The 24034-nt window shown below is 68.5% G+C and carries 25 protein-coding genes; 14 read left to right on the forward strand and 11 right to left on the reverse strand.

All coding sequences use genetic code 11. The features are described 5' to 3' along the window. Positions 1 to 103: 103 nt before the first annotated feature. From OHA70_RS00830 to rsgA, 6 genes are all read left to right on the forward strand, one after another. Complete coding sequence (locus OHA70_RS00830) at positions 104 to 811, forward strand: alpha/beta fold hydrolase (RefSeq protein ID WP_328327393.1); 708 nt, start codon at positions 104 to 106, stop codon at positions 809 to 811. A gap of 59 nt (positions 812 to 870) precedes the next feature. Then, positions 871 to 1668, forward strand: a complete 798-nt coding sequence (locus OHA70_RS00835) for an alpha/beta hydrolase (RefSeq protein ID WP_328327395.1) — start codon at positions 871 to 873, stop codon at positions 1666 to 1668. 90 nt (positions 1669 to 1758) lie between these two features. Continuing rightward, positions 1759 to 2484 (forward strand): DsbA family oxidoreductase, encoded by a 726-nt coding sequence (locus OHA70_RS00840; protein ID WP_328327397.1) that lies wholly within the window; start codon positions 1759 to 1761, stop codon positions 2482 to 2484. Between the two features lie 90 nt (positions 2485 to 2574). Beyond that, positions 2575 to 3165, forward strand: coding sequence for a DoxX family protein (locus OHA70_RS00845; protein WP_328327399.1), 591 nt, complete (start codon positions 2575 to 2577; stop codon positions 3163 to 3165). A gap of 103 nt (positions 3166 to 3268) precedes the next feature. Then, positions 3269 to 4540, forward strand: coding sequence for a 3-phosphoshikimate 1-carboxyvinyltransferase (aroA, locus tag OHA70_RS00850; protein WP_328327401.1), 1272 nt, complete (start codon positions 3269 to 3271; stop codon positions 4538 to 4540). Continuing rightward, on the forward strand, positions 4540 to 5532 hold the full coding sequence (rsgA, locus tag OHA70_RS00855; protein WP_328327403.1) for a ribosome small subunit-dependent GTPase A: 993 nt from the start codon (positions 4540 to 4542) through the stop codon (positions 5530 to 5532). Before aroA ends, rsgA begins: the two co-directional genes overlap by 1 nt. 43 nt (positions 5533 to 5575) lie before the next feature. Here rsgA and OHA70_RS00860 read toward each other — a convergent pair whose 3' ends face one another. Then, the gene (locus OHA70_RS00860) at positions 5576 to 6070 is read right to left on the reverse strand and encodes a DUF2231 domain-containing protein (protein ID WP_328327405.1); all 495 of its coding nucleotides are present in this window, start codon (positions 6068 to 6070) and stop codon (positions 5576 to 5578) included. Positions 6071 to 6269: 199 nt separating this feature from the next. On the opposite strand from OHA70_RS00860, the gene hisN reads away from it, so the two are divergent. Both hisN and OHA70_RS00870 read left to right on the forward strand, forming a co-directional pair. Beyond that, complete coding sequence (gene hisN, locus OHA70_RS00865; RefSeq protein WP_328327408.1) at positions 6270 to 7049, forward strand: histidinol-phosphatase; 780 nt, start codon at positions 6270 to 6272, stop codon at positions 7047 to 7049. A 53-nt stretch (positions 7050 to 7102) separates the two neighbouring features. Then, positions 7103 to 7918, forward strand: a complete 816-nt coding sequence (locus OHA70_RS00870) for an SAM-dependent methyltransferase (protein WP_328327410.1) — start codon at positions 7103 to 7105, stop codon at positions 7916 to 7918. Positions 7919 to 7933: 15 nt separating this feature from the next. Here OHA70_RS00870 and OHA70_RS00875 read toward each other — a convergent pair whose 3' ends face one another. After that, positions 7934 to 9166, reverse strand: a complete 1233-nt coding sequence (locus OHA70_RS00875) for an MFS transporter (RefSeq protein WP_328327412.1) — start codon at positions 9164 to 9166, stop codon at positions 7934 to 7936. Positions 9167 to 9250: 84 nt separating this feature from the next. Between OHA70_RS00875 and OHA70_RS00880 the strand changes: the two genes are divergently transcribed. Both OHA70_RS00880 and OHA70_RS00885 read left to right on the forward strand, forming a co-directional pair. Then, positions 9251 to 9676, forward strand: coding sequence for a CBS domain-containing protein (locus OHA70_RS00880; RefSeq protein ID WP_328327415.1), 426 nt, complete (start codon positions 9251 to 9253; stop codon positions 9674 to 9676). Between the two features lie 50 nt (positions 9677 to 9726). Further along, on the forward strand, positions 9727 to 10491 hold the full coding sequence (locus OHA70_RS00885) for a DUF4190 domain-containing protein (protein ID WP_328327417.1): 765 nt from the start codon (positions 9727 to 9729) through the stop codon (positions 10489 to 10491). A 51-nt stretch (positions 10492 to 10542) separates the two neighbouring features. Here the strand turns inward: OHA70_RS00885 and OHA70_RS00890 are convergent, their stop codons facing one another. The 4 genes from OHA70_RS00890 to OHA70_RS00905 all read right to left on the reverse strand — a co-directional run bounded on the left by OHA70_RS00890 (position 10543) and on the right by OHA70_RS00905 (position 15447). After that, positions 10543 to 12261: a S8 family serine peptidase gene (locus OHA70_RS00890; RefSeq protein ID WP_328327419.1), complete on the reverse strand. Its 1719-nt coding sequence runs from the start codon at positions 12259 to 12261 to the stop codon at positions 10543 to 10545. 129 nt (positions 12262 to 12390) lie between these two features. Then, complete coding sequence (locus OHA70_RS00895) at positions 12391 to 12732, reverse strand: DUF4190 domain-containing protein (protein WP_328327421.1); 342 nt, start codon at positions 12730 to 12732, stop codon at positions 12391 to 12393. 58 nt (positions 12733 to 12790) lie between these two features. Next, positions 12791 to 14143 carry a M16 family metallopeptidase gene (locus tag OHA70_RS00900; protein WP_328327423.1) on the reverse strand — a complete coding sequence of 451 codons (1353 nt, stop codon included), beginning with the start codon at positions 14141 to 14143 and terminating at the stop codon, positions 12791 to 12793. After that, positions 14140 to 15447, reverse strand: a complete 1308-nt coding sequence (locus OHA70_RS00905) for a M16 family metallopeptidase (RefSeq protein ID WP_328327425.1) — start codon at positions 15445 to 15447, stop codon at positions 14140 to 14142. The genes OHA70_RS00900 and OHA70_RS00905 overlap by 4 nt, the downstream gene beginning before the upstream one ends. Before the next feature lie 122 nt (positions 15448 to 15569). Here OHA70_RS00905 and OHA70_RS00910 point away from each other — a divergent pair, with 122 nt between their 5' ends. From OHA70_RS00910 to OHA70_RS00925, 4 genes are all read left to right on the forward strand, one after another. Then, a complete protein-coding gene (locus OHA70_RS00910; protein ID WP_328327427.1) occupies positions 15570 to 15911 on the forward strand; it encodes a YciI family protein in 342 nt (113 codons plus the stop codon). A gap of 1 nt (position 15912) precedes the next feature. Beyond that, positions 15913 to 17127 carry an RNA polymerase sigma factor gene (locus OHA70_RS00915; RefSeq protein WP_328327429.1) on the forward strand — a complete coding sequence of 405 codons (1215 nt, stop codon included), beginning with the start codon at positions 15913 to 15915 and terminating at the stop codon, positions 17125 to 17127. Between the two features lie 4 nt (positions 17128 to 17131). Next, positions 17132 to 17761, forward strand: coding sequence for an SGNH/GDSL hydrolase family protein (locus tag OHA70_RS00920; protein ID WP_328327431.1), 630 nt, complete (start codon positions 17132 to 17134; stop codon positions 17759 to 17761). Between the two features lie 118 nt (positions 17762 to 17879). Beyond that, a complete protein-coding gene (locus OHA70_RS00925) occupies positions 17880 to 18575 on the forward strand; it encodes a PKD domain-containing protein (protein ID WP_328327433.1) in 696 nt (231 codons plus the stop codon). 37 nt (positions 18576 to 18612) lie between these two features. On the opposite strand, the gene OHA70_RS00930 is transcribed toward OHA70_RS00925, so the two are convergent. The 5 genes from OHA70_RS00930 to OHA70_RS00950 all read right to left on the reverse strand — a co-directional run bounded on the left by OHA70_RS00930 (position 18613) and on the right by OHA70_RS00950 (position 23931). Next, positions 18613 to 19269 (reverse strand): response regulator transcription factor, encoded by a 657-nt coding sequence (locus OHA70_RS00930; protein WP_328327434.1) that lies wholly within the window; start codon positions 19267 to 19269, stop codon positions 18613 to 18615. Then, entirely contained in the window at positions 19263 to 20615 is a 1353-nt protein-coding gene (locus OHA70_RS00935; RefSeq protein ID WP_328327436.1) for a sensor histidine kinase, read from the reverse strand. The genes OHA70_RS00930 and OHA70_RS00935 overlap by 7 nt, the downstream gene beginning before the upstream one ends. A 137-nt stretch (positions 20616 to 20752) precedes the next feature. Then, a complete protein-coding gene (locus OHA70_RS00940) occupies positions 20753 to 21580 on the reverse strand; it encodes a carbohydrate ABC transporter permease (protein ID WP_328327438.1) in 828 nt (275 codons plus the stop codon). After that, the gene (locus OHA70_RS00945) at positions 21577 to 22512 is read right to left on the reverse strand and encodes a carbohydrate ABC transporter permease (RefSeq protein ID WP_328327440.1); all 936 of its coding nucleotides are present in this window, start codon (positions 22510 to 22512) and stop codon (positions 21577 to 21579) included. Before OHA70_RS00945 ends, OHA70_RS00940 begins: the two co-directional genes overlap by 4 nt. A 24-nt stretch (positions 22513 to 22536) precedes the next feature. After that, positions 22537 to 23931, reverse strand: a complete 1395-nt coding sequence (locus tag OHA70_RS00950) for an extracellular solute-binding protein (protein ID WP_328327442.1) — start codon at positions 23929 to 23931, stop codon at positions 22537 to 22539. Positions 23932 to 24034: the final 103 nt, after the last annotated feature.

Genomic DNA, 24034 nt, shown 5'->3' on the forward strand with positions numbered 1-24034 from the left:
AACGCCTCCTCGACTTCCGCTGTTCGGTCGATTCCCCGACGCAGCGATCCGGGGTCTTATTGGGGTGCTGGAAATCCCACCGCAAGAGATCGAGGAACTGAAGATGAGCGAGAAAGCCACCACCGTCGTCCTGGTCCACGGCGCGTTCGCCGACGCGTCCAGCTGGAACGAGGTCGTCACCGACCTCACCGCCCGCGGCATCCCCGCGCTGGCCGTCGCCAACGAGCTGAGCGGCATCGCCCGGGACGGCAGCCGCGTCGCCGCCCAGGTCCGCGAGATCGACGGCCCGGTACTCCTGGTAGGCCACTCGTACGGCGGCGCGGTCATCACCGCCGCGGCCAACGACGCCGACAACGTCACCGGCCTGGTCTACGTCGCGGCCTTCGCCCCGGACGAGGGCGAGACCCTCGGCGGCCTGAACGAGAGCTTCCCCGCCACCGACTTCGGCACCGGCCTCGCGCCGCACACCCTGCCGGCCACGGACGGCAGCGAAGAGACCTGGCTCAGCATCGCCACCGACAAGTTCCACGAGCTGTTCGCAGCCGACGTACCGGCCGCGCAGGCTGACGTGATGGGCCGCTCGCAGCGCCCGATCGCCGCCGCAGCGTTCGGTGAGCCGGCCCCAGCGGCGAGCTGGAAGCGGCTGCCCACCCACTTCCTGATCGCGACCGGCGACCAGGCCATCCACCCCGACGGCGAGCGCGAGATGGCCAAGCGCGCCGGCGGCACCACGATCGAGGTCGACGCCTCGCACGCCGTCTCGGTCTCCCAGCCGAAGACCGTCGCCGACTTCATCGCCTCCGCGCTCTGATCCCCACCCCAAAACTCGCCCCGACCCCAGACCTCTCACCAGAATCCGGAGTACCTGCAATGAATCCCCTTCGCCGTACCTTCGTAGCCGTCGCCAGCCTCGCCCTGCTGGCCACCGGCGCCACCGCAGCAACCGCCACCACCGACCAGCACCCCAGCAAGCCCAAGCCGACCATCGTCCTGGTCCACGGCGCCTTCGCCGACGGCGGCAGCTGGAACGAGGTCACCAAGAAGCTGCAGCGCGACGGCTACAAGGTCGTCGTCCCGGCCAACCCGCTCCGCGGTCCCGAGAGCGACACCAAGTACCTGACCGGCGTACTGGCCGGCATCCCCGGCCCGAAGGTCCTGGTCGGCCACTCCTACGGCGGCGCGATCATCACCGAGCTCGCCTCCACCCCGGACGTGAAGGCCCTCGTGTACGTCGCCGCCTTCATCCCGCAGGCCGGTGAGACCGTCGGCGGACTCAACGCCCAGTTCCCCGGCAGCGAGATCGGCCCCGACACCACCGATGTCATCTCGTACGCCGGTGGCGTCGACCTGGCGATGAAGCCCGAGTCGTTCCGGACCGTCTTCGCCGACGACCTCCCGTACCGCGAGCAGTCCCTGCTCGGCGCCTCCCAGCGTCCGATCGCGGCCTCCGCCTTCACCGAGGTCATCGCCAAGTCCGCACCGGCCAACCTGCCGAAGTACGCGATCCTGCCCTCCAAGGACCGCGCCATCGCCCCGGCCGCCGAGGCCTGGATGGCCCAGCGGGCTGGCGCCAAGACGGTCAAGGTCCAGGGCGCCTCGCACCTGGTGATGATCTCCGAGCCCACCCCGGTGACCAAGCTGATCGAGCAGGCCGCCACCAACCGCTGACCATCCTCCAGCCCAAGTCGCCCGGTCCCGGATCCTCGGGGCCGGGCGTTCTTGGGAATACCCGGCCAGTACTGACTGTTTTTCCTCTTCATGCGCATAGATATCTGGTCCGACGTCGTCTGCCCGTTCTGCTACATCGGGAAGCGGCACCTGGAACAGGCCCTGGCGGCGACCGGCGAGCAGGCCGAGATCGTCTGGCACAGCTTCCAGCTCGACCCGTCGTCGACCAACGACGACCCCCGCGACCTGGCCCTGCGACTCGGCGAGAAGTACGGCCGCGGCCGCGAGTGGGGCGAGCAGGCCAACGCACACGTGACCACGAGCGCCGCCGCGGTCGGGCTGGACTTCCACCTCGAGGACGCGAAGTCGGCGAACACGCTGGATGCCCACCGCGTCCTGCACCTCGCACTCGAGCTGGCCGAGGCAGGCGAAGTACCGGCTGACACCCAGGACCGGCTCAAGGAGCGGTACCTCAAGGCTTATTTCACCGACGGCCTCCCGGTCGGCGATCACGCGACCCTGACCAGGCTCGCGGTCGAGACCGGCCTCCCCGAGGACCAGGTCACCGAGGTGCTCGCCGGTACGACGTACGCCGATGACGTGGCCGCCGACCAGGCGCAGGCGCTCGCGTACGGCGCCAACGGGGTGCCCTTCTTCGTACTCGACCAGAAGTACGGCGTGAGCGGCGCCCAGCCGGTCGAGGTCTTCACCGAGGCGATCCGGCGGGCCGCGGCCGACCGTCCGGCGGTGACGCTGATCACGACTCCCGGCTCCTCCGACGACGCTGCGTGCGGGCCTGACGGCTGCGCGATCTGAGCGTAATCACTGGGCGTGATTCAGGCTGGGTACAAGACACACGGGCACCTGGTGCCCCACCGGGATTGTCGGACCAGGTAAGAAGGAGCCATGACTGTCGTGCGTGCACTGGCCAGGCCGTTGCTGTCCGCCATCTTCGTCGTCCAGGGTGCCCAGGCACTCCGGAACCCCGAACCGCACGTCGCGAAGGCCCAGCCGGTCGCCGACCGGTTCGTCCCGCTGATCCAGAAGGTCACCCCGCCGCAGGTCGGCGACCGGATCCCGGAGAGCACGGCCAACCTGGTCCGGCTCAACGGTGCCGCCCAGGTGATCGGCGGCCTCGCGCTCGCCTCAGGCAAGGGACGCCGCCTCGGCGCCCTTGTACTGGCCGGCTCGCTGGTGCCGACGACGCTCGCCGGGCACTCGTTCTGGCAGGAGACCGACAAGGCCGCGAAGGCCGCTCAGAAGATCCAGTTCATGAAGAACCTCGGCATCATGGGCGGGCTGCTGCTCGCCGCCGTCGACACCGAGGGCAAGCCGGGCGTCGCCTGGCGGGCCAGCCACGGCGCCAAGGCGGCCAAGCGGGAGACGAAGCGCGGCGCCAAGCTGGCGAAGCGTGAGACGAAGCAGTTCGCCCGTACCGCCCGCCGCGAGGCCAAGCTGGCCGCCCGGGTCGCCAAGGCAGAACTTCCCTTCGGCTGAGCGCTCATCCGCTCCGAACGTGACTTCGTAAGGTTCCACCGCGCACGACCGGCGTGCCCGACCGATAGGCTCGGGGCGGAATCTTCGGAGAGCTGGGAGTGAGATGACAGCGCAGCAGGGGTGGCCGGCACCGTCCGCGACGGTGGCGGTCCGGGGGCGAGTGACCGTGCCCGGGTCGAAGTCGATCAGCAACCGGGCACTCGTGCTCGCCGCGATCGCCGACGGTCCGTCCACGCTGTCCGGGCTGCTCGTGGCCCGCGACACCAACCTCATGCGCGAAGCCCTCATCTCCCTCGGCGTCGGTATCACCGAGCAGGACGGCCTCGTCACCGTGACGCCCGGCTCCCTCAAGGGCCCCGCGAGCGTCGACTGCGGTCTGGCCGGCACCGTCATGCGGTTCGTGCCGCCGGTGGCCGCGCTGGCTGACGGCGAGATCGCCTTCGACGGCGACGCCTACGCCCGCGAACGCCCGATGAACGTCATCCTCGGCGCGCTGCGCGCTCTCGGCGTGCAGATCGAGGACCACGGCACCGGCCGGATGCCGTACTCCGTGAGCGGTACCGGCTCCGTCCGTGGCGGCAAGGTCACCCTGGACGCCTCCGGCTCGAGCCAGTTCGTCTCCGCGCTCCTCCTCGCGGGCGCCCGGTACGACGAGGGCGTCGACATCCTGCACGACGGCAAACCGGTCCCGTCCCAGCCGCACCTCGACATGTCCGTCGCGATGCTGCGTGAGCGGGGTGTCCAGGTCGACGACAGCCAGCCCAACCGCTGGATCGTTGCCCCCGGCCCCATCCGCGCCCTCGACACCGCGATCGAGCCGGACCTGTCGAACGCGGCCCCGTTCCTCGCTGCCGCGGTCGTCACCGGCGGCGAGGTCACCGTGACCGGCTGGCCGACCGAGACGACTCAGCCCGGCGGCCAACTGCCCGACCTCTTCACCCGCCTCGGCGCCGACGTCACGCTCACCGACGGCGAGCTCACCGTCCGCGGGACCGGCCGGATCCAGGGCGCCGACCTCGACCTGAGCGAGGTCGGCGAGCTGACGCCGGTGCTCGCCGCGATCGCAGCGCTCGCCGACGGACCGTCGTACCTGCGCGGAATCGCCCATCTGCGCGGCCACGAGACGGATCGGCTGGCCGCCTTGGAGACCGAGTTCAACGCATTGGGCGGCGACGTCACGCAGACCGCGGACGGACTCGAGATCCGCCCGAAACCCTTGCACGGTGGACTTTTCGGCACGTACCACGATCACCGGATGGCGCATGCCGCCGCCGTCCTCGGGCTCACCGTCAACGGTCTGGAGATCGAGAACATCGCGACGACTGCGAAAACCCTGCCGGAGTTCCCCGATCTCTGGTCGGCGCTGGTGAGCTGATGTCGAAGTACGACGAGGAAGCCAAGTACGACCGGCCGAAGCGCCACACCCGGCCGCGGACCAAGGACCGGCCGACCTACGACAACGCCGTCATCGGCTTCGTGATCACCCGCGACCGCGGCCGCTACACCTGCTGGGTGGGCGAGTCGGACCGCGTCGTCACGGCGATGAAGGCCAGGCAGCTCGGCCGCAAGGGCGTCATCGTCGGCGACCTGGTCAAGCTCGACGGCGACTCGAGCGGCGACAAGGACACGCTGGCCCGGATCGTCGAGGTACTCCCCCGCAAGACGCTGCTGCGCCGGTCCGCCGATGACGACGACCCGATCGAGCGGCCGCTGGTCGCCAATGCGGACCAGCTCGTCATCGTCGTCGCGGTCGCCAACCCGGAACCGCGGACCCGCCTGATCGACCGCTTCCTGGTCGCGGCGTACGACGCCGGCATGCGCCCGCTGCTGTGCCTGACCAAGACCGACCTCGCCGACCCCGATCCGCTGCTCTCGATCTACCGGCCGCTCGGCGTCGAATCGGTTGCCACGCAGATCGACGGCGATCTCACCGAACTCCGAGAGCAGCTGCACGACCGGACGAGCATGATGGTCGGCCACTCAGGCGTCGGCAAGTCGACGCTGGTCAACGCGTTGGTGCCCGGTACGAACCGCGCGATCGGCGTCGTGAACGACAACACCGGTCGCGGCCGGCACACGTCGACCAGCGCGTTGCTGCTCCGGCTGCCCGAGGGCGGGTGGATCGTGGATACCCCGGGGATCCGGTCGTTCGGGCTGGCGCATGTGCAGCCGGATCAGCTGATCAACGCGTTCCCCGACCTGGCCGAGGAGACGCACGACTGCCCCCGCGGTTGCACGCACTCCGAGACCGAGCCGAACTGCGCCCTCGACGAAGCAGTCACCGCCGGCCGGGTCGACGCGGAACGAGTCGCCTCCTTCCGCCGCCTCCTCGCCAGCCGCGAAGGCCGCGACTTGGAGACGACTTAGCCCGTACTCCGAACAGCCGCGCGCCGGTGTACCGGCGTACGGGCTACTTCGGCGGGAGCTGCCCGTCCCAGACTGCCTTGGCGCCTGCGTCGCCGGTGCGGATCGTCTGGATGATCACGATCACGCCGATCACCACGATCGCCGCGCTCGTGACCAGCTCCAGCGGGCGGCTCTTGGTTGCCTTGGCACCCTTTCCGCTGGCGAGCGCGGACGGCCCGCTGAGCAGCAGGAAGGCAGCCACCGCGACCAGCGCGAAGATCAGTACGCACCAGAACAGCAGGTTGCCCCGCTCACGGTGGACCTTGACCAGCGGCTCGAGTTGCGGGATCGCGGCAACGAACGCCTCGCCGCTCTTCTTCGCCACGAACGCGCAGACGAGCGCCCCGACCCCGAGCACCAGGGTCGGCCAGCGGAGCAGCCAGCGCCACTTCGGCACCAGCGCGTAGACGATCGCGGTGATCGCGGCGACCGGCAGCACCAGCACCGTCAGGTGGATCACCAGCACGTGCAGCGGCAGATCCCCGAAGCGCTCGAACATGAAGCCTCCAGCTAGTCGATGTGTTCAGACACTAGCTGCACGTTCAACAAGTCCGATTGGTTCAACCCACGCCGAGACGAAGTTGCGACCTCGGACACCGAATGGTGACCTGGGACAGGTTATTTCATGTCCGAGGTCGCCGGTTGGTGTTCAAGGTGCCCACTTCTGGCTGGTCAGACGGCAGGCTAGCCTTCCGGTCATGCCCTCGCACACCGACGACTTGCGGCTCGCCCACATCCTGGCCGACGACGCCGACTCGACCACGATGGATCGCTACAAGGCGCTCGACCTGCACATCGCCACCAAGCCGGACCTGACGCCGGTCAGCGACGCCGACCGCAAGGTCGAGGACGTGATGCGCAAAACGCTGGCCCGGGCCCGGCCGCGAGACGCGTTCGTCGGCGAGGAGGAGGGCACCACCGGCTGGGGCATCCGCCGCTGGGTGGTCGACCCGATCGACGGCACCAAGAACTACATCCGCGGCGTCCCCGTCTGGGCCACCCTGATCAGCCTGATGATCGAGGACCAGGTCGTCGTCGGCGTCGTCTCCGCGCCGGCACTCGGCCGGCGCTGGTGGGCGTCGTACGGCGATGGCGCGTGGACCGGCCGCGCGCTGATGTCCGCGCAGCCGTGCCGGGTCAGCGACGTCTCGACGGTCGAGGACGCGTCGCTGTCCTACTCCTCGCTCAAGGGCTGGGACAAGCTCGGCAAGAAGGACCAGTTCGCCGACCTGATGGAGTCGACCTGGCGGACCCGCGCGTACGGCGACTTCTGGTCGTACATGCTGGTCGCCGAAGGCGCCGTCGACATCGCGGCCGAGCCCGAGCTCAACCTGTACGACATGGCAGCGCTGTCCATCATCGTCGACGAGGCCGGCGGCAAGTTCACCTCCGTCGAAGGCACTCCCGGCCCGAACGGTCCCAACGCGCTGGCGACCAACGGCCGCCTGCACGACGAGATCCTGCGCCGACTCGCGTAGATCGCCTAAAGTGTTCACTGTCGAACCAGCCGGATCGGAAGGACCTTCCCGCGATGGGCCAAGCAGGTAACGAAGGCGTCGTGATTCCGGGCGTCGACACGACCAAGCCGAGCATCGCGCGGACGTACGACTACCTGCTCGGCGGCAAGGACAACTTCGCCGTCGACCGGGCCCTCGGGGACAAGTTCATCACCGGTCTGCCCGGCTCGCAGGCGATCGCGTTCGACAACCGCGGTGCGCTGATCCGGGCCGTCCGCGAGATCGTCCGGAACACCTTGGTGCGGCAGTTCATCGACCTCGGCAGCGGCCTGCCGACGGCCGACAACGTGCACCAGGTCGCCCAGCGGCACGCGCCGGAGACCAAGGTCGTCTACGTCGACAACGACCCGGTGGTGCTAGCGCACGGCCGCGCGCTGCTCGCCGAGAACGAGAACACCGCCGTCTTCCAGGCCGACCTGCGCGACCCCAAGTCGATCTACGACAGCCCGGAGACGCGGGCGATGATCGACTTCGACAAGCCCGTCGCGATCATCCTCAGCGCGGTGCTGCACCACCTCAACGACGACGAGGACCCGGCCGCCGTGGTCCGGTTCTGGTACGACCGGGTGCCGTCCGGAAGTTACTTCTTCATCAGCCACTTCCGCAGTGAGAACGACCCACGCAGCGCCGAGATGCAGGAGCTGCTGCAGGGCTCGCTCGGCCGCGGCCGGTGGCGGACCGACGAGGAAATCCTCGCCCTGTTCGGTGACGGCCTGACCGTGCTCGCACCGGGCATCGTGCCGTCGATCGAGTGGCGCCCGGAGAAGCCGGTCGACGACCTCAGCGACTGGTCCCGGCTGATCGCCACGGCCCTCGCCGTCAAGCCCTGACGAACCAGGCCCGTACTAGACCGGCTGGACCGAGTCGGTGCTCTGGTGGCGTTGCAGTCGCCAGACCGACGGGACCAGCAGGGTGGCTGCCACGATCACCAGGTGCAGCCCGGCGCCGTACAGCTCGACCAGTTTGATGCTGGTGACGGCCGCGAGGTACCCGACCGTGAGCTGACCGACCGGCCCGGCGATGAACGAGCCGAGCATGTCGTACGACGAGACCCGGGACAGCTTGTCGAGCGGGATGTGCTGACCGAGCGCCGTCTCCCAGCCGATGCCGAACATCTCGAACCCGATCCCGACCACGAACGCCACCCCGGCCACGGCCAGCGTGTACGGCGCGAGCGCCAGGCACAGGTACATCGGAATCATCACCAGCATGCCGAACATCCCGATCCGGACCGGGTACTTCGGCTTGACCCGGATCATCACGATGCCCCCGGCAATCAATCCGGCGCCGAAGCAGGCGCTCACCGCACCCCAGCCGATCCGGCCGAAGGTGTCGTCGGCGATCACCGGCCCGAGCGTCGAGTAGCAGGCCGAGAAGATCATGTTCAGCACCAGGAAGGCCACCACGACCGTCCAGACCCACTGCCGGGAGACGAACTCGGTCCAGCCGACCCGCAGGTCGTGCAGGACCGACGTCTGCGACCGCTCGATCGGTGGCAGCCGCAGCCTGGACATCAGGAACGCGCCGAGACAGAAAGTTACCGCGTCCACGGCCAGCCCGACTCCGGGCCCGACCAGCCCCACGATCACGCCGGCCACCGCACCGCCGCCGATCAGGGCGGTCGAGCGGGCAAAACCGGAGACCGCGTTCGCCTGCGGCAGCTCCGCCCGGTCCACGATCGACGGCAGGATGCCGGTCATCGCAGGCATCACGAAGGCCGAGGCGATCCCATTCACCGCCTCGATCGCGGCCAGTTGCCAGATCTGCGCGTGCCCGGACAGAACCAGGCCGGCGGCGAGCGCCTGGGTCAGGCCGCTGACCGAGTTCGCGACGATGATCACCAGTTTGCGCGGCAGCCGGTCGGAGATCACCCCGCCGAGCAGCAGGAAGATCACGTTGGGGATGCTCCGGGCGGCCAGTACCAGGCCGACCGCGCTGGCCGCGTCCGAGACGTCCAGGACCGCGAAGACGAGCGCGATCGGGGCGATCGACGAGCCCAGCATCGAGATGAACCGGGCGCTGACGAAGATCCGGACGTCTCGATGCCGCAGAACGGCCAGGTCCTCACGCCAGGTCACTGACTGTATTGTGCCAGACCTGCCGCTCACTGGTTCTATTCGCTACCTTTGGGTATTGGGCTCACTCCATCACCAGGAGGCTCCGTGAAGATCAACGACGTACTGCGCGGTAAAGGCAACCAGGTCGTCACCATCTCCCCAGAAGCCACCGTCACCGAACTCCTCGCGCTACTGGCCGAGCACAACGTCGGCGCGCTGGTCGTCAGCGCCGACGGCAGCACGGTGGCCGGTATCGTCTCCGAGCGCGACATCGTCCGGCTGCTGAACCGGACGCCGGACGCCGGCGACGTCCGGGTCAGCGCGATCATGACCGAGCAGGTGCACACCTGTGGGCCGGAAGACCTGGTCGACAACCTGATGCGGCTGATGACGGACCGCAGGATCCGGCACGTCCCGGTGGTCACCGACGGCGCGCTGACCGGCATCGTCAGCATCGGCGACGTGGTCAAGACCCGGATCGGCGAGCTCGAGTTCGAGCGCGAGCAACTTTCCAACTACATCTCGGGCTAGCCGGGCGAAAGCTCCCCAATTTTGCTCCTGGCCGGGTCTACATTCCGTCCATGGAGCCGACACCACCCCCACCGACCCCGGAACAGCCCCCTGCGGGTGGCGGCGGCTACCCGCCACCTCCGCAGGGCGGCTACCTGCCTCCTCAGCCCAGTGGCTACCCGCCTCCACCCGGTGGCTATCCGCCGCCACCAGGCGGTTATCCGGGCTACCAGCCCTACACCGGGCGGAACGACCTGCCCCCGCCCGGCTCCGGCGGGCTGAGCACTCCGGCACTGATCGGGTTCATCCTCAGCATCTTCGGCATCGTGCTGATCAGCATCATCCTGTGCATCGTCGCGCTCACGAAGATCCCGAAGACCGGCCAGCGGGGCAAAGGCCTGGCGATCGCCGGCCTGGTGGTCAGCGGCCTCTGGGTCCTCCTCGGTGGGCTCCTCGTCATCGGCCTGATCGCCGGCAACAGCGAGCCCGACCGGGACGCGTCCGGTCAGGTGACGACGACGGTGAACACCCGGCCGGACAAGCTTCGGGTCGGCGACTGCGTCACCGGGATCGAGGAGGGTGTGGTCAAGGACATCAAGGTCCAGCCGTGCGACCAGCCCAACGGTGGCAAGGTGTTCGCCGTCTTCGAGCTCCCGGCCGGCAAGTGGCCCGGCCTCGCCGCCGTACAGGCTGCTGCCGAGAAGGGCTGCACGGACCGGTTCAAGGCGCTCAACGAACAGCCGGACAAGCCGTCGAGCGTCTACTTCCTGCACCCGAACGAGGATGGCTGGGGGCTGGGCGACCGCGGCACCACCTGTCTGCTCGTCCCCAAGTAAACGAACGACGGGCCCGGCACACGAGGTGTGCCGGGCCCGCGGTTTAGTTGCTCAGTACCTGGTCACCGCCGCGTAAGCGTCGACGATGCCGTTGCCGTAGAAGCCGTTGAGCGTCCGCGGCCCCTCACAGAGCGCGTCGAACTCGGTCGACCGCCCCTCGTTCACGTACGACTGAAGGCGCGGAGTCGGGCAGGCCCGCTTCTGCGCGCTGTCCAGCAGGATCTTCCGTGCCTTGTCCGGCGCCAGCCCGAACGAGTTGTGCGAGCCCTTCTTGCCGTACTCGCTGACGATCAGCGCGACGACACCCGTCACGTGCGGCGACGCCATCGAGGTGCCCTGCAGCCAGTTGTAGTAACCACACTTCGTGTAGTCCGTGACACCGGCCGGGCACTGCTTCTGTACTCCGCCCGCCACGCCGGCCTCCGTGATGTTGCCCGCCGCGTCGACGAGCGGCACGGCCGCGTTCTGCAGGACGTTGACCGGGTAGGTCGAGAGAATCAGGTTCTCGTTCGTCCGGTACTGCGGCGTCCCGAAGTAGTCACGGAACCAGCCACCCGGCGCCGCGACGTCGTTCTGCTCGAGCCCGTAGTTGGAGTAGTCCGCCTTCTTGGCCGACGGGCCGAGCGCGGCGACGCCGATCATGTGCGGGCCTTCGACCGGCAGGTCGACGCAGGTCGCGTTGTCGATCACTCGCTCGTACGGCGGCACGTCGCCGAAGTCCGGGCTGGAGATGTCGTTGCGCGGCTTGCCGAGGTCCTCGTGGTTGTTGCCGAGCGACCCGACCAGCGAGACGCCCTTGTTGTGCGCGTAGTCCAGGGCCCGGTTCATCGCCGCGATGGTGGCACGCTGCTCGGCCTGGGCCTCCGCGCTGTCGGCCGGGTTGTTGGTGCAGTTGTACAGCCACGGGTCGACGTAGAAGGACATGTTGACCACGTCGATCCCGACGTCACCGGCGTACGTGAGCGCGTCCAGCACCGGGCCGAGGAAGACGAAACCGCTGTCCTGGCCGCCGCGGATCTCCACCAGCGAGACGTTCGGCGCGACACCGGAGACACCGATGCCGTTGAGCGCGGCGCCGATCGTACCGGCGACGTGCGTACCGTGTCCGCTGTCGTCCCAGCCGACCGGGTCGACGCAGCCGCGGAACTCACACGGGCCGTCGATCTCGGGCAGGTCGGTGGCGAAGTTGCGGGACAGCTTCCAGTCGAAGTTCGGCGCGATGTCCGGGTTACGGGCGTCGATCCCGGAGTCGAGCACGCCGACCAGGACCTTCTTCTTGCCCGGGTGCTTCTCGTGTGCCAGGTCCGCGCGGATCATCTTCAGGCCCCAGAGCTGGGCGTCGAGCGGATCGGCGGTCTTGTTCTTCTTGGCGGCCTTCGCCGTCACGCTCTTGCCCTTGGCAACGGCGCCCAGGTGCTCCTGCTCGACCGTGCTCGGCCTTGCCTGCGGCAACTGCCCGATCGGGCGGCTGCGGGCCGCGCCCTGGATGGCCGACGAGGCGTCCACCCGGGTGACGAACCCGGTGGCGGCGGCCTGCACCGTCATCGTGCCCAGGTTCGTGTTCTCCTTGACCAGCTTGCCCCCGGCCGCCTGCACCGCGGCGAGCGCCTGGGCGTGGTTGGCCCCGGCCTCGAGCAGCACCGTGTACTCCGTGCTGCCACCTTCAACCGCCGTCGTACCGGCACCGGCGGTGACCGGAACTGCCAGCGCGCCGGCCAGCAGCACGAATGCACCAGTGGCCGCACACAACGATCTACGGACGTCTCTCACGAGCGGATCCCCTCCCTGAAGTGAGTCTGACCCGGCACACGCTAAATGTGCTGAGCCGACTCCACCAGGGTTCGGCGGGGTGCCGACGTTGTCAGGATCGGAAGCAAACGACTGACCGGATCGGTCCGGTCAGCCCGACGAGACGATCGCGATCACCAGCAGTAGCAGGCAGAACACGAGCCCGGCGATGAGCAGGATGCTGCCGATCATGCCGGTGATCCGGCCGGCCACCGCCATCGAACGGTTGCCGTAGACACCGGGATTCGCGTCGATCTCCGCGAGCGCCTGGTTGGCTTTCACCCAGGCCAACGGGGACAGGATCGCCAGTAAGGTGCCCAGCCCGAGGATGCCCAGCACCATCGAGGTCGTCGCGGCGGAGTTGTCCCGCAGCTTGCGATGCAACGGCTGCGGGTACACGTAGTTCGGCTGACCCGGCCGGCGCTCCGGCGGGTACTCCTCGTCATCCGGCATACCTGATGGTCTCCTCTGCCCGGGGTCAAGGCGTCAGCCTCGACCCCGGCAGCTGAGGTCAGCTCAGTTCGGTGATGTCGCCGATCCCCAGTCCGGCGAGCTGGGAGCGGACTTCCTTCGCCTCTCCCACGACGACGACCAGCAGGCCATTGGCTCCGACGTACCGGCGGTAGGCCTCGGTCGCCGTCTCGGCGGTGGTCGCGGCGATCTGGGCCAGGTAGGTGTCGGCGAAGTCGAGCGGTACGCCGGCGGCGATGTTGCTGCCGACCTGCTGCGCGATCGAGTCGGCCTGCTCGTAGCGCAGCGGTGCAGTACGGATCAGGCTGTCCTGCGCGTCCTGGACCTCCTGTGCGGTCAGTCCGTCCCGTGCGTCGAGCAGGATCTTCAGCGCATCGCCGATCGCCGCACCTGTCACCTCAGTGCGGACAGCGCCGCCCAGGCTGAAAGTGCCGCCCTTGCGCGGCGCGGTGAAGCTGGTCCGGGTGCCGTACGTGTAGCCCTTCTCCTCGCGCAGCACGGTGTCCACGCGGGAGGTGATCGTGCCGCCGACGACGTGGTTGGCGACCGCGGCCGCGCCCCAGATGTCCTCGCGGCGATCGGGCCCTGGGCAACCGATCAGCAGCTGGCTCTGCACCGAGCCGGGCCGGTCCACGAGCACCAGCTTGTTCCCGGCGATGTAGAGCGGCTCGGGCGTCTCCATCGCAGTACCGGCGTCAGAGGTCCACTCACCGAAGGCATCGTCGATCACCGCGGCTACGTCGACCCCGGTCGCGTCACCCGCGAACAGGATCTCGGCCCGCGCCGGACCGATGTTGGCGTGGTAGAACTCGGCCACCTGTACGTTCGTCAGCGGCCGGATGGTGTCCGGAGTACCGGCGGTCGGGCGAGACCTGCGCGACGACGGGTCGAACAGGTTGGCCGCGAACGCCTCCCGGGCTCGGTAGCCCGCGTTGGCCCGCTCCTGGTTGATCTCACCGAGCCGGATCGTCACGTGCCGCCCGACGTCAGCCTGGTTGAAGGCCGGCCGGGTAACCGCCTCGGCGAGCAGCTTGACCGCCGGTGCGAGCTGCGAGGTCGGGACCGAGATCTCCACGTGCAACGCGTCCGAGCTGACATCCACCCCGTACGCCGCGCCGTGCCGCTCAAGGGCCGCCGCGAACTCGTTGGCGGACTTGAGCTCGGTGCCCTCGTCCAGCGTGCGCGACATGATCGTCGCGACGCCCTCCAGCTCGCGTGGCTCGACGGCCAGCGGCATGGCGACGGTCACCCGCACAGTGGCGACGTACTGGCCCGGGCGGTCGAACACGTGCACCGGAGTACCGGAGCGGGTCGTAGTACTGGTCGCTAGCGGGAAGCGCCAAGGCCGCGGCGGTGCGACTGCCGGCGGTGTGGTCAGTGCCTGGCTGCTCATTCCTGCTCCCCTGCTTCCGTACCTGCTACTGCACTGTCTGTCTGGCGCCGGTACGTCACCTGTGCCCGTGAACCGGCGCGGACCCACTTGCTGGCCGCCGCCTGGACCTGGTCGGCCGTGACCGCGCGGAGCTCGTCGATCCTGGTGTTGATCCGGTTCGGGTCGCCGAACAGCAACGCGTGATGCGAGATCTCGTCGGCGCGACCGCCACAGGTGGCGAGCTGCTCCAGCCAGTCCCGCTCGGCCTGCGCTTGCACGGTCGCCAGCTCGTCCGCGGTGATGCCGTCCTTGGCGAGCTTCTCGACCTCCTCGACGAGCGCGTCCTCGACCTGCTGCAGGTCGACGCCCTCGGAGGCGATCCCGGTCAGCGTGCCGAACGAGACCCCACCGATCAGCGGCAGGGCGCCACCGGAGACCGACTGCGCGATCTGCTCGTCGCGGACCAGACGGCGGTTGAGCCGGCCGCTCTGCCCGCCGGCCAGGACATCGAGCGCCAAGGCGGCGGCGTCGAGTTCCGGCGTACCGTCGACCGGGAGCCGGAACATCATCGTGATCAGGTCCGACGGGACGTCGTCGACCACGTCGTCGCGGAACACCCCGTCGAGCGGGCCGAGCGTGCCGTCCGGAGCGGGCGGCGGCGTCGGGATGGCCGGCAGGTGCCCGAAGTACCGCTTGGCCGCGTCGAACGCGTCGTCGGCGGAGACGTCGCCGACGATGGTCAGGACGGCGTTGTTCGGGCCGTAGTACTTGCGGAAGAAGGCGTGCACGTCCTCGACCGCGGCCGCGTCCAGGTCGGCCATCGAGCCGATCGTCATGTGCGCGTACGGGTGGGTCTCGGGGAAGAGCAGCCCGACGAGCCGCTCGTACGAGTCGCCGTACGGCCGGTTGTCGTAGCTCTGCCGCTTCTCCTCCTTCACCACGTCGCGCTGGTTGTCGAGGTTCTCCTGGTTGACCGCGTCGAGCAGGTAGCCCATCCGGTCCGCCTCGAGCCACAGCGCGAGGTCCAGCCCGCCGCTCGGCAGCGACTCGAAGTAGTTCGTCCGGTCGAAGAAGGTGCTGGCGTTCAGGCTCGCGCCGACGCTCTCCAGCAGCGAGAAGTGCTGCCCCGACTCGACGTTGCGCGACCCCTGGAACATCAGGTGCTCGAACAGGTGGGCGAACCCGGTCAGCCCCGGCGGCTCGTGCCGCGACCCCACGTCGTACCAGAGGTTCACCGACACGATCGGCACGTTCCGGTCAGAACTGACGACGACCCGCAGACCGTTGTCCAACGTCTGCTCAGCAAGCGGATAGTTCAGCGGCATGGAGCCACCCTACGTGCTGAGCGGTGAAAGAAACTTCGGGCCGATTGTCGATCCGGGGCGGGTTCGCGCATCGATGTGATAGCGGTGGAGTTCCACCGGTCCGACGACGGAAGGTCGAAGCTGTGGGCAAGTACTTGGTGATGATCTACGACAACGAGGCGCTCTGGGACGCCGCCGACCCCTCGGTGGCGGAGAAGAACCACCTCAATCACGGCGCCTTCGCGCAGGCGAACCAGGCGGCGATCGTGGGCGGCGCCCAGCTCGATGGGAGCAACACCGCGACGTCGATCCGCGCGGACGGCGCCGGCGGCTTCGTGGTGACCGACGGGACGTTCGCGGAGACCAAGGAGGTGATGGGCGGGTACTACGTGATCGAGGCCGCGGACCTGGACGAGGCGCTGGAGATCGCCAAGCAGGTGCCGTCGCCGATGGGCGGCGTCGAGGTACGGCCGATCATCGACTGACATGGTCAGCAGCGAGGTCGCCGAGGCAGTGGAACTGGCCCACGCTCAGGAGTGGGCCCAGGTCTTGGCGACCACCGCTCGGGTGGCCGCCGATCTCGACCTGGCGGAGGACTGCGTCCAGGACGCGTACGCGAAGGCGCTCGTGCACTGGTCCGAGCAGGGCATCCCCCGCCGGCCCGGCGCCTGGCTGACCACGGTCGCCACCCGCCGGGCGCTCGAGCATCGCCGCCGGGCGGAGGTCTCGCAGCGCAAGCTACCGCTGCTCATCTCGGAGCCCGACCTCCAGGACGCCTTCCCCGACGACCGGCTGCGGCTGGTCTTCACCTGCTGCCACCCAGCGCTGGCGCAGGAGGCACGGATTGCGCTCACCCTGCGACTGGTCTGCGGCCTGTCGTCCGCTGAGATCGCGAAGGCCTTCCTGGTCAAGGAGACCGCCATGCAGGCCCGGATCACCCGCGCCAAGCAGAAGATCACCCAGTCACGCATCCCCTACCGGATCCCCCGGCTCACCGACCTGCCCGAGCGGATCGACGCGGTCCTCGACGTCATCCACCTGGTCTACTCAGCCGGCCACACCGCCAAGTTCGGCGACGACCTGATCCGCTACGACCTGACCCGCCGAGGCCTGGACCTGGCCCGGATGGTCCACCTCCTCCTACCCGACAGCGGCGAAGCAACCGCCCTCCTCGGACTACTGGTGCTCACCCACGCCCGAGAGCCCGCCCGGGTCTCCGGCGGCGCCCTGGTACTCCTGCCCGAGCAGGACCGATCGCTGTGGGACCGGGACCTGATCACCGAAGGCCTGGCCTTGGTCACCGCGTCCCTGCAATCACGTGCTGGCCGCTTCGCCTTGATGGCTGCCGTAGCCGCAGTACACAGCGAAGCCCGTACCTGGGAAGAGACCGACTGGCAGGAGATCCTCGGCCTGTACGACCTACTCCTCACCCGCTGGCCGTCACCGGTCGTGGCCCTCAACAGAGCGGTAGCCCTCAGCTACACCGACGGACCCGCCGCAGCGCTCGCAGTACTCGACACCCTGTCCGACGAGCCAGCTCTAGCCACCTACCCGTACTACGCCTCGACCCGCGCCGACCTGCTCCGGCGTACTGGCCAACTACAGGCAGCAACAGCGGCGTACGAGGAAGCCCTGGCCTTCACCGACAACACCACCGAGGCCGCCTTCTTGACTGCCCGCCTGGACGAACTGCGATCCTGACCGGATGCGGATCCTGTTCGTCGGCAACAGCTTCACGGCGCGCAACAACCTGCCCGCCCTGATCGCCACCCTGGCCGCGGAACGCGGTATCACCATCGACCACAAACTCATCTCGGCCGGCGGCGCCTCCCTCCGCCAGCACCTCAACGCCGGCAAGGCCTTGGCAGAGCTTGCCATTGGCAACTACGACACGGTCGTCCTGCAGGAGCAGAGCACCCTCCCGCTCAAGAACCCCGCCCGGATGCACGAGAACATCCGCGACTTCCACACCGCGATCACCGAGGTAGGCGCCCAGACCGCCCTGTACATGACCTGGTCCCGCAAGAACCAGCCGCAAGCCCCGTTCACCACCGCCTACGCGACCATCGCGGCGGAGCTCGGCTGCACCCTCGTCCCGGCCGGCCTGATCTGGGAACACTTCCAGTCGGCCCATCCGACGCCGTCCCTGCACGACGCCGACAACTCCCACCCAGCCCTCGCCGGCAGCTACCTCACCGCCTGCGTCTTCCTGATCTCCCTCCTCCAGGAAGACCCGACCGGCATCGACGTTCCGGTCAAAGGCCTCCCCGAACAGACGGCCGCCGTTCTGCGCGGCGCTGCCTGGACGATCAGCGAACTCATCGCCGGCGTTTAGGTATTTGAACGCTCAAACGAACCTTGGGCCCTAGGCGGACCGCGCCTCCACTACTTAGCGTTACGGCAGCTGGTGCACGCGGAGGGGTGTGCGCCACGTTGTTCACGGAGGGCCATTGATGTCAGAGCGCGTCTTCTTCACCCGGCACGCGTCGCTGGCGGCGGTCCTGACGGTGGCCGCCGTCGTGTTCGCCGGGATCATTCACGCCCATGACGGCGACCACGCGAGCGGCGCTGATGAGTACGGCCTGACGACGGTGGCCGGCCAATTGCCGGTCGGGAGGGATCTGCCGGTCCCGACCGGCCTGCCTGCCGATGCCGACGGCGACGAGGGCTCGCCGCTGACCACCCACGGATCGTTCACCGACGGCAACAACAAGCTGACCGTCACCCGGGTCAGCGGGGCGGGAAGGGTGACCGACCACGGTGACGGCACCTGGTCCTGGTCGTACACCAGCGCCGACGACGCGTCCGGCATCGTCGTGGTCCGGGCCACGGACGGTCGGCTCGCGACCGGGACCGAGGCGTTCGGCTGGACGGCGGCCAACGTCGCGCCCAGTTTCGACCACCCGCGCAGTACCCGGCTAGGCGCCCGCGCCGTTGCGGTGCGCGCGTCGTACCGCGATCCGGGAGCAGCCGACACGCACACCGCCTTCGTCCGCTGGGGTGACGGCAGCACGACGCTCGCCGCCTCGGCGCGCGGCGCGGTGACCGGAAGCCATGTCTATGCCGCGAACGGCAGCTACCGGATCGGCATCAGCATCATCGACGACAACGACGGCAGGGACTCGACGCAGGTCGGCCTGCGCAACTAAACGTTCGTGAGGGCGGCCAGGAGGGGGGAGGCCGCCCTCACGACCGATCGTCGTCGCTGAGCAGGTCGATCGCGGCCTGCCGGTCCTTGACCCGGAGCTTGCGAAGTACCGACGAGATGTGCACCCGCACGGTGGTCGGCGACAGGAACAGCCGCTTGGCCACCTCGTCGGTGCTCAGCCCGTCGGCCAGCAGCTCCATCACCTCCCACTCGCGGGAGGTGAGCCGGGCCGCCACCTTCGGCCGGCGACCGAACCGGGGCCGGCCGGGCGTCCGGAACTCGTTCAGGATGCGGGCCACCAGCGACCGCGGGATCGCCGCCTCGCCGGACAGCACCCCGCGCAACGCGGCGGGCAGCCGGACCGGGTCGGTGTCCTTGAGCAGGTAGCCCGACGCGCCGGCCCGGAGCGAGTCGAACAGGTCGGAGTCGTCGCGCGAGACAGTGAGCATCACGATCGCCACCTCGGGCCGCAACTGGGCGATCTCGGCCGCCGCCCGGATGCCGTTGCCCGGCATGTGCACGTCCAGCAGCACCACGTCCGGATCGTGCTCCTGAACCAGCCGCACTGCCGCCGGCCCGCTCGCCGCCTCGGCACAGACCTCGAAACCGCCTATCTCCAGGGCCGTCCGGATCTGGCTGCGCAGTTGCGGGTGGTCGTCGGCGATCACCACCCGGCGGGGTTCGGGGTTCACCATCTGACCTGCACCGTCGTACCGCCTCCCGGCGTCGACTCGATCCGGAACACCCCCGGCAGGGCCTCCGCGCGTTCCCGCATGCTGATCAACCCGAAACCCTGATGGCCGGGTGTCCGGCCGGCGGGCTCGAACCCCGTTCCGTCGTCGGTCACCTCCAGCAGCCGGCCCGCGCCGTCCTGCGCGAGCCGGACGCGGATCCGCTCCGCCCGGCCATGCCGTACGGCGTTCAGGACAGCCTCCCGAGCCACCCGGACCAGCGCATGCCGCTGGTCGGTATCGGCGGCGATCGAGGCGTCCAGTTCCAGCGCCAGCGCAACGCCGTACCGCTCGGCGATCTGCTCGAGCGCGCGTTCCAGGGCATCGGCGAGCGGCTCGTCACCGGCCCGGCCCAGCGCGACCAGCATCTGTCGCGCCTCGTCCAGCGCCCGGTCGCTCGAGGCGACGATCCGGCCGACGCGTTCCTCGTCCACCGAGGCGAAAGCGGCCAGCTCGGAGCGGATGTAGCCCAGCTCCTGCAGTACGCCGTCGTGCATCTCCCGTGCGACTCTCCGCCGGTCCTCGGCCACGGCTGCCTCGGCCTGCGCCCCCCAGTAGCGGCTGATCTCCCGGCCGGCACCGACCAGCAGCAGGAGGTAGCAGCCAGTTCGGAGTATGTCGCCGCTGTAGACCCAGTCCGGCCCGCTCGCCGGGAAGATCAGGTAATTCGCTCTGGCCAACGCACCCAGTGCGCAGGCTGGTCCGAGCCACCGCAGCAGTACGTCGTCCCGCTCGCGTGCCTCGACTGTGAACGCCACCGCCGCCGCGGCGAAGGCGACCAGCGTGACGACCTGCGCGATCAGGAGAACCGGATGACCATGACTGCTGACCGGCGGACGGAACCCGCCCTCCTCCTGCTCTGCCCCTGGCAGGTTGTCGCGCTGCCACAGCAGTACGAGAGCGATGACCAGTACTACGCCGAAGGGGGGCACAGCCAGCCATCGTTGCCACACTGACCGCACCGAGCGCCGTGGAAGCAGCGCGGCCGCGACGATCAGCAAGGTGCCCAGCACCCGGAGCGGAGGGGGCAGCCACAGCCCCAGCAGACCCACCCACTCCGTATGGGCCAAGGTCAGTGCCAGTCCGGCATTCGCTACGGCCAGCAAGGCGAATCCCTGCAGCAGTAACAGATCCTGCCGACTCCCACTGCGCCGGAACCGGCCGTACACGAGGTACGACAAGAGCACCGCCACACAGGCGTCGACCGTCTCCAGAACCAGGTGCGACGCAGGGCTCCGGTACTCCCACGCGCGTTGCCCTGCCGCGAACAGAGCGACCGTGATCACCACGCCGACCACGGCGATCAGCATGGTCACAGGAGACGCGCGACCCCCGGCCCTCGGCCGCGCCCTCGTCACGGCATTGCTCATGGTTACCGACCGTACGCCCTAGGCGCTGGTCCCTGCACCTCCACGACCCGCCGGGCCGGGGAGGTGCAGGGTTGGGCTCAGCCCTTGATGGCGCCGCCGAGAGCGAAGGCGCCGCCCAGCTTCCTGCTCAGCAGCAGGTAGAGCAGCAGGACGGGCATCGTGTAGATGAGGGAGTACGCGGCCAGCTGGCCGTAGTTCGGTTCGCCGTACTGGCCGAAGAAGGTGAAGATGCTCACCGAGGCCGGCAGACGTTCAGGCGACAGCAGCAGCATGAAGGGAACGAAGAAGTTGCCCCACATGCCGATGAAGGTGAAGATGCCGACCACCGCGATGCCCGGCCACATCAGCGGCAGGACGATCCGGCGGAGCGCCTGCATGTTGCTGGCGCCGTCGACCCAGGCCGCTTCCTCCAGCGAGATCGGCACGCCGTCCATGAACGTCTTGGTCAGCCAGATCGCGAACGGCAGCGACGAGGTCGCCATGAACAGGATCGTGCCGCCGAGCGTGTCGACCAGGTTGAGCTGCACGAACAGGCCGTAGACCGGCACCATCACCGCGGTGATCGGCAACCCCGTGCAGAACAGCACGGTCAGCAGGAACGGCCGGTTGAACTTGGTCTTGAACCGGGACAGCGGATACGCCGCCAGCACCGAGCACAACATCGTCAGCAACGCCGACCCGCCGCACAGCACGATCCCGTTCAGGACCGGCCGGTACGTCGTGGTGACGTTCAGGACCGCCTTGAAGTTCGCGAAGGTCGGGTCGGTCGGCAGCTCGACCCGCAGCCCCGCCGTCCGGTTGACCGACGCGAACAGCACCCACAGCAACGGCAGGATGAACAGCACGCCGAGGAAGAGCAGGACGAGGTTCTGGGTCAGTTTGCTGACCCGGTCCCGGGCGATCATGCGGCCTCCGAGTTCAGTCCACGTAGGTAGATCAGCGAGAAGACCGCACCGATCGCGAGCATCACCAGCGCGATCGCGGTGCCGTAGCCGATCTGCGAGAAGCTGAACGCCTGCTCGTACATGTAGAGCGGCAGCGTCTGGCTCTTGGTGCCAGGGCCACCACGGGTCATCGCGAAGATCAGGCCGAACACGCTCAGCGTCTGCAGCGTGATCAGCATCAGGTTGGTCATGATGGCGCGGCTGATCATCGGCAGCGTGACGAAGATCAGCCGCCGGAGACCGGTCGCGCCGTCCATCTCGGCCGACTCCTCGATCTCCTTCGGTACTTCGCTCAGCGCGGCCGAGTAGACCAGCATCGAGAACGCCGTACCCCGCCAGATGTTGGCGATCGACACCGCGATGATCGGTGCCGCGTACAACCAGTCCTGGCCGGGCAGCCCGACCTTGTGCAGGATCACGTTCAGCGTGCCGTCGGTGTTGAAGAAGGCGCTCAGCAGGTACGCCGCGACCACCTCCGGCAGCACCCACGCGCCGATCACGGCGGTACCGACGAAGCTACGGACGACCTTCGTGGACCGGCGCATCAGCAGCGCCAGCCCGAGTCCGAGCGTGTTCTGGCCGATGATCGCCGAGATCAGCGTGAAGACCAGGGTGAGCCAGATCGAGTTGGTGAAAGCGTGGCTGCCGAAGGCCTTGCGGAAGTTGTCCAGCCCGACGAACTGGACGTTCGCCGCCCCGGTACCGGTCAGCGCCATGTTGGTGAAGGCGGCGTAGACGCAGTACAGGATCGGGCCGGCCAGGAAGACCAGCATCAGCCCGATGGCCGGTGCCAACGGCAACATCTTGAACAGCTTGGCGCCGCGCGGCGGCCCGCTCTGATCGGCAGGCTTGCTGCCGATCGGAGCGGGCACGGCGGGAGCAGTCGTCGTCACAGGGGAATCCCTTTCGAGCTTCTGCTAGTTCCCAGCGGTCGTCTTGTCCTTGCCGACGATGCCTTCGACCGCCTCGTCGTAGTTCTTGGCGGCATCCTCCGGCGACGACTGGCCGGTCATGGTGGCCTCCATCGCGGTGATGATCTCGTTCGAGACCTTCGGGTACTCCGGCAGCGCCGGGCGGTAGACGGTCACGGCGACCAGGTCGGTGAAGAACTGGGTGCTCTTCGCCGAGGACTTGTAGCCGGTGTCGGAGGCGACGTCCTTGCGGACCGCGATCTGCGCGCCCTCGGTGGCGTACTTGGTCGCGTTCTTCTGCGTCTGCAGCGACTGGATGAACTTCCAGGCGGCATCAGGGGACTTCGACTTGGCCGGGATCGCCCAGGTCCAGCCACCGGAGAGGCTGACCTTGCCCTTGCCGCCGCCGTCCTGGGTCGGCATCGCGGTCTGGCCCATCACCTCGGTCCACTGCGGCCACGGCTTCGCGCCGGTCTTGGTCCAGTTGCCGTAGATCCACGAGCCGTCCAGCGCGATCGCGAGCTTGTTGCCCGGCAGCAGCTCGGTACCGACCTTGCTGCCCATGTTCGGGTCGAGCGCCTGCTTCGGCGACGGGCCGAGGCCCTCGGTGTAGACGGTCTTGACGAAGTTCAGCGAGTCCTTGAAGCCCTGGCTGCCGACGACCCACTTCTGCTGGTCGAAGTTGTACAGGGTGTCCTTGGTGCCGTAGAGCAGCATCTCGAAGCCCTGCATGGCCGAGGCCTCACCCATCGGCTTACCGGAGTACACGTTCATCGGGATCACGCCGGGCAGCTTCTGCTTCAGCGTCCGCGCGGTGTTCAGCACGTCGTCCCAGGTCTTCGGCTGCCAGTCGGTCGGCAGGCCGGCCTGCTTGAACAGGTTCTTGTTGTACCAGAGCGCGCGGGTGTCCGTGCCGTCCGGAATGCCGTAGGTCTTGCCGTCCTGACCCTTCGCGGCGCCCTTGGCGGTGTCCTCGAACTGGCTCCAGTCCGACCAGTTCTTGATGTAGTCGTCGAGCGGCTTCAGGTACCCCGCCGTGATGTCGGAGTTGATCAGGAACGTGTCCTCGTAGACGATGTCCGGCGCCGTGTTCGGCGAGCGCATCATCAGCTGGAGCTTCGTGTAGTAGTCGTTCTCACTCGCCACGATCGGGAGGATCTCGACCTTCGAGCCGGGGTTGGCCGCCTCGTACTCGGCCTTCGCGCCGGTGAGGAAGTTCTTCATCACCGTGCCGGGGCCCCACTGCTGGTAGGCGATCTTGATGTTCGCCGGGCCGGCACTCTGGCTACCGCCGGCATCCGGCGTTTTGGTCGTCGATCCCTGACTACAGGCCGACACCCCCAGCAGGAGCGCACCGACGGCAAGCACACCTGCGGTCTTCAAACCGTTCTTCATGGCCATCACGTCCACCTTCGGGCAATCGTTGTCATCCCGGTACCACCGCTCAAACCCCCTGGGCTTTCCGTGACCGTAGGAGGCCCAGACCAGTGAAGTCAATGGTTGA

Origin of the sequence: Kribbella sp. NBC_00382 (assembly GCF_036067295.1) — a bacterium.
Lineage (GTDB): Bacteria > Actinomycetota > Actinomycetes > Propionibacteriales > Kribbellaceae > Kribbella.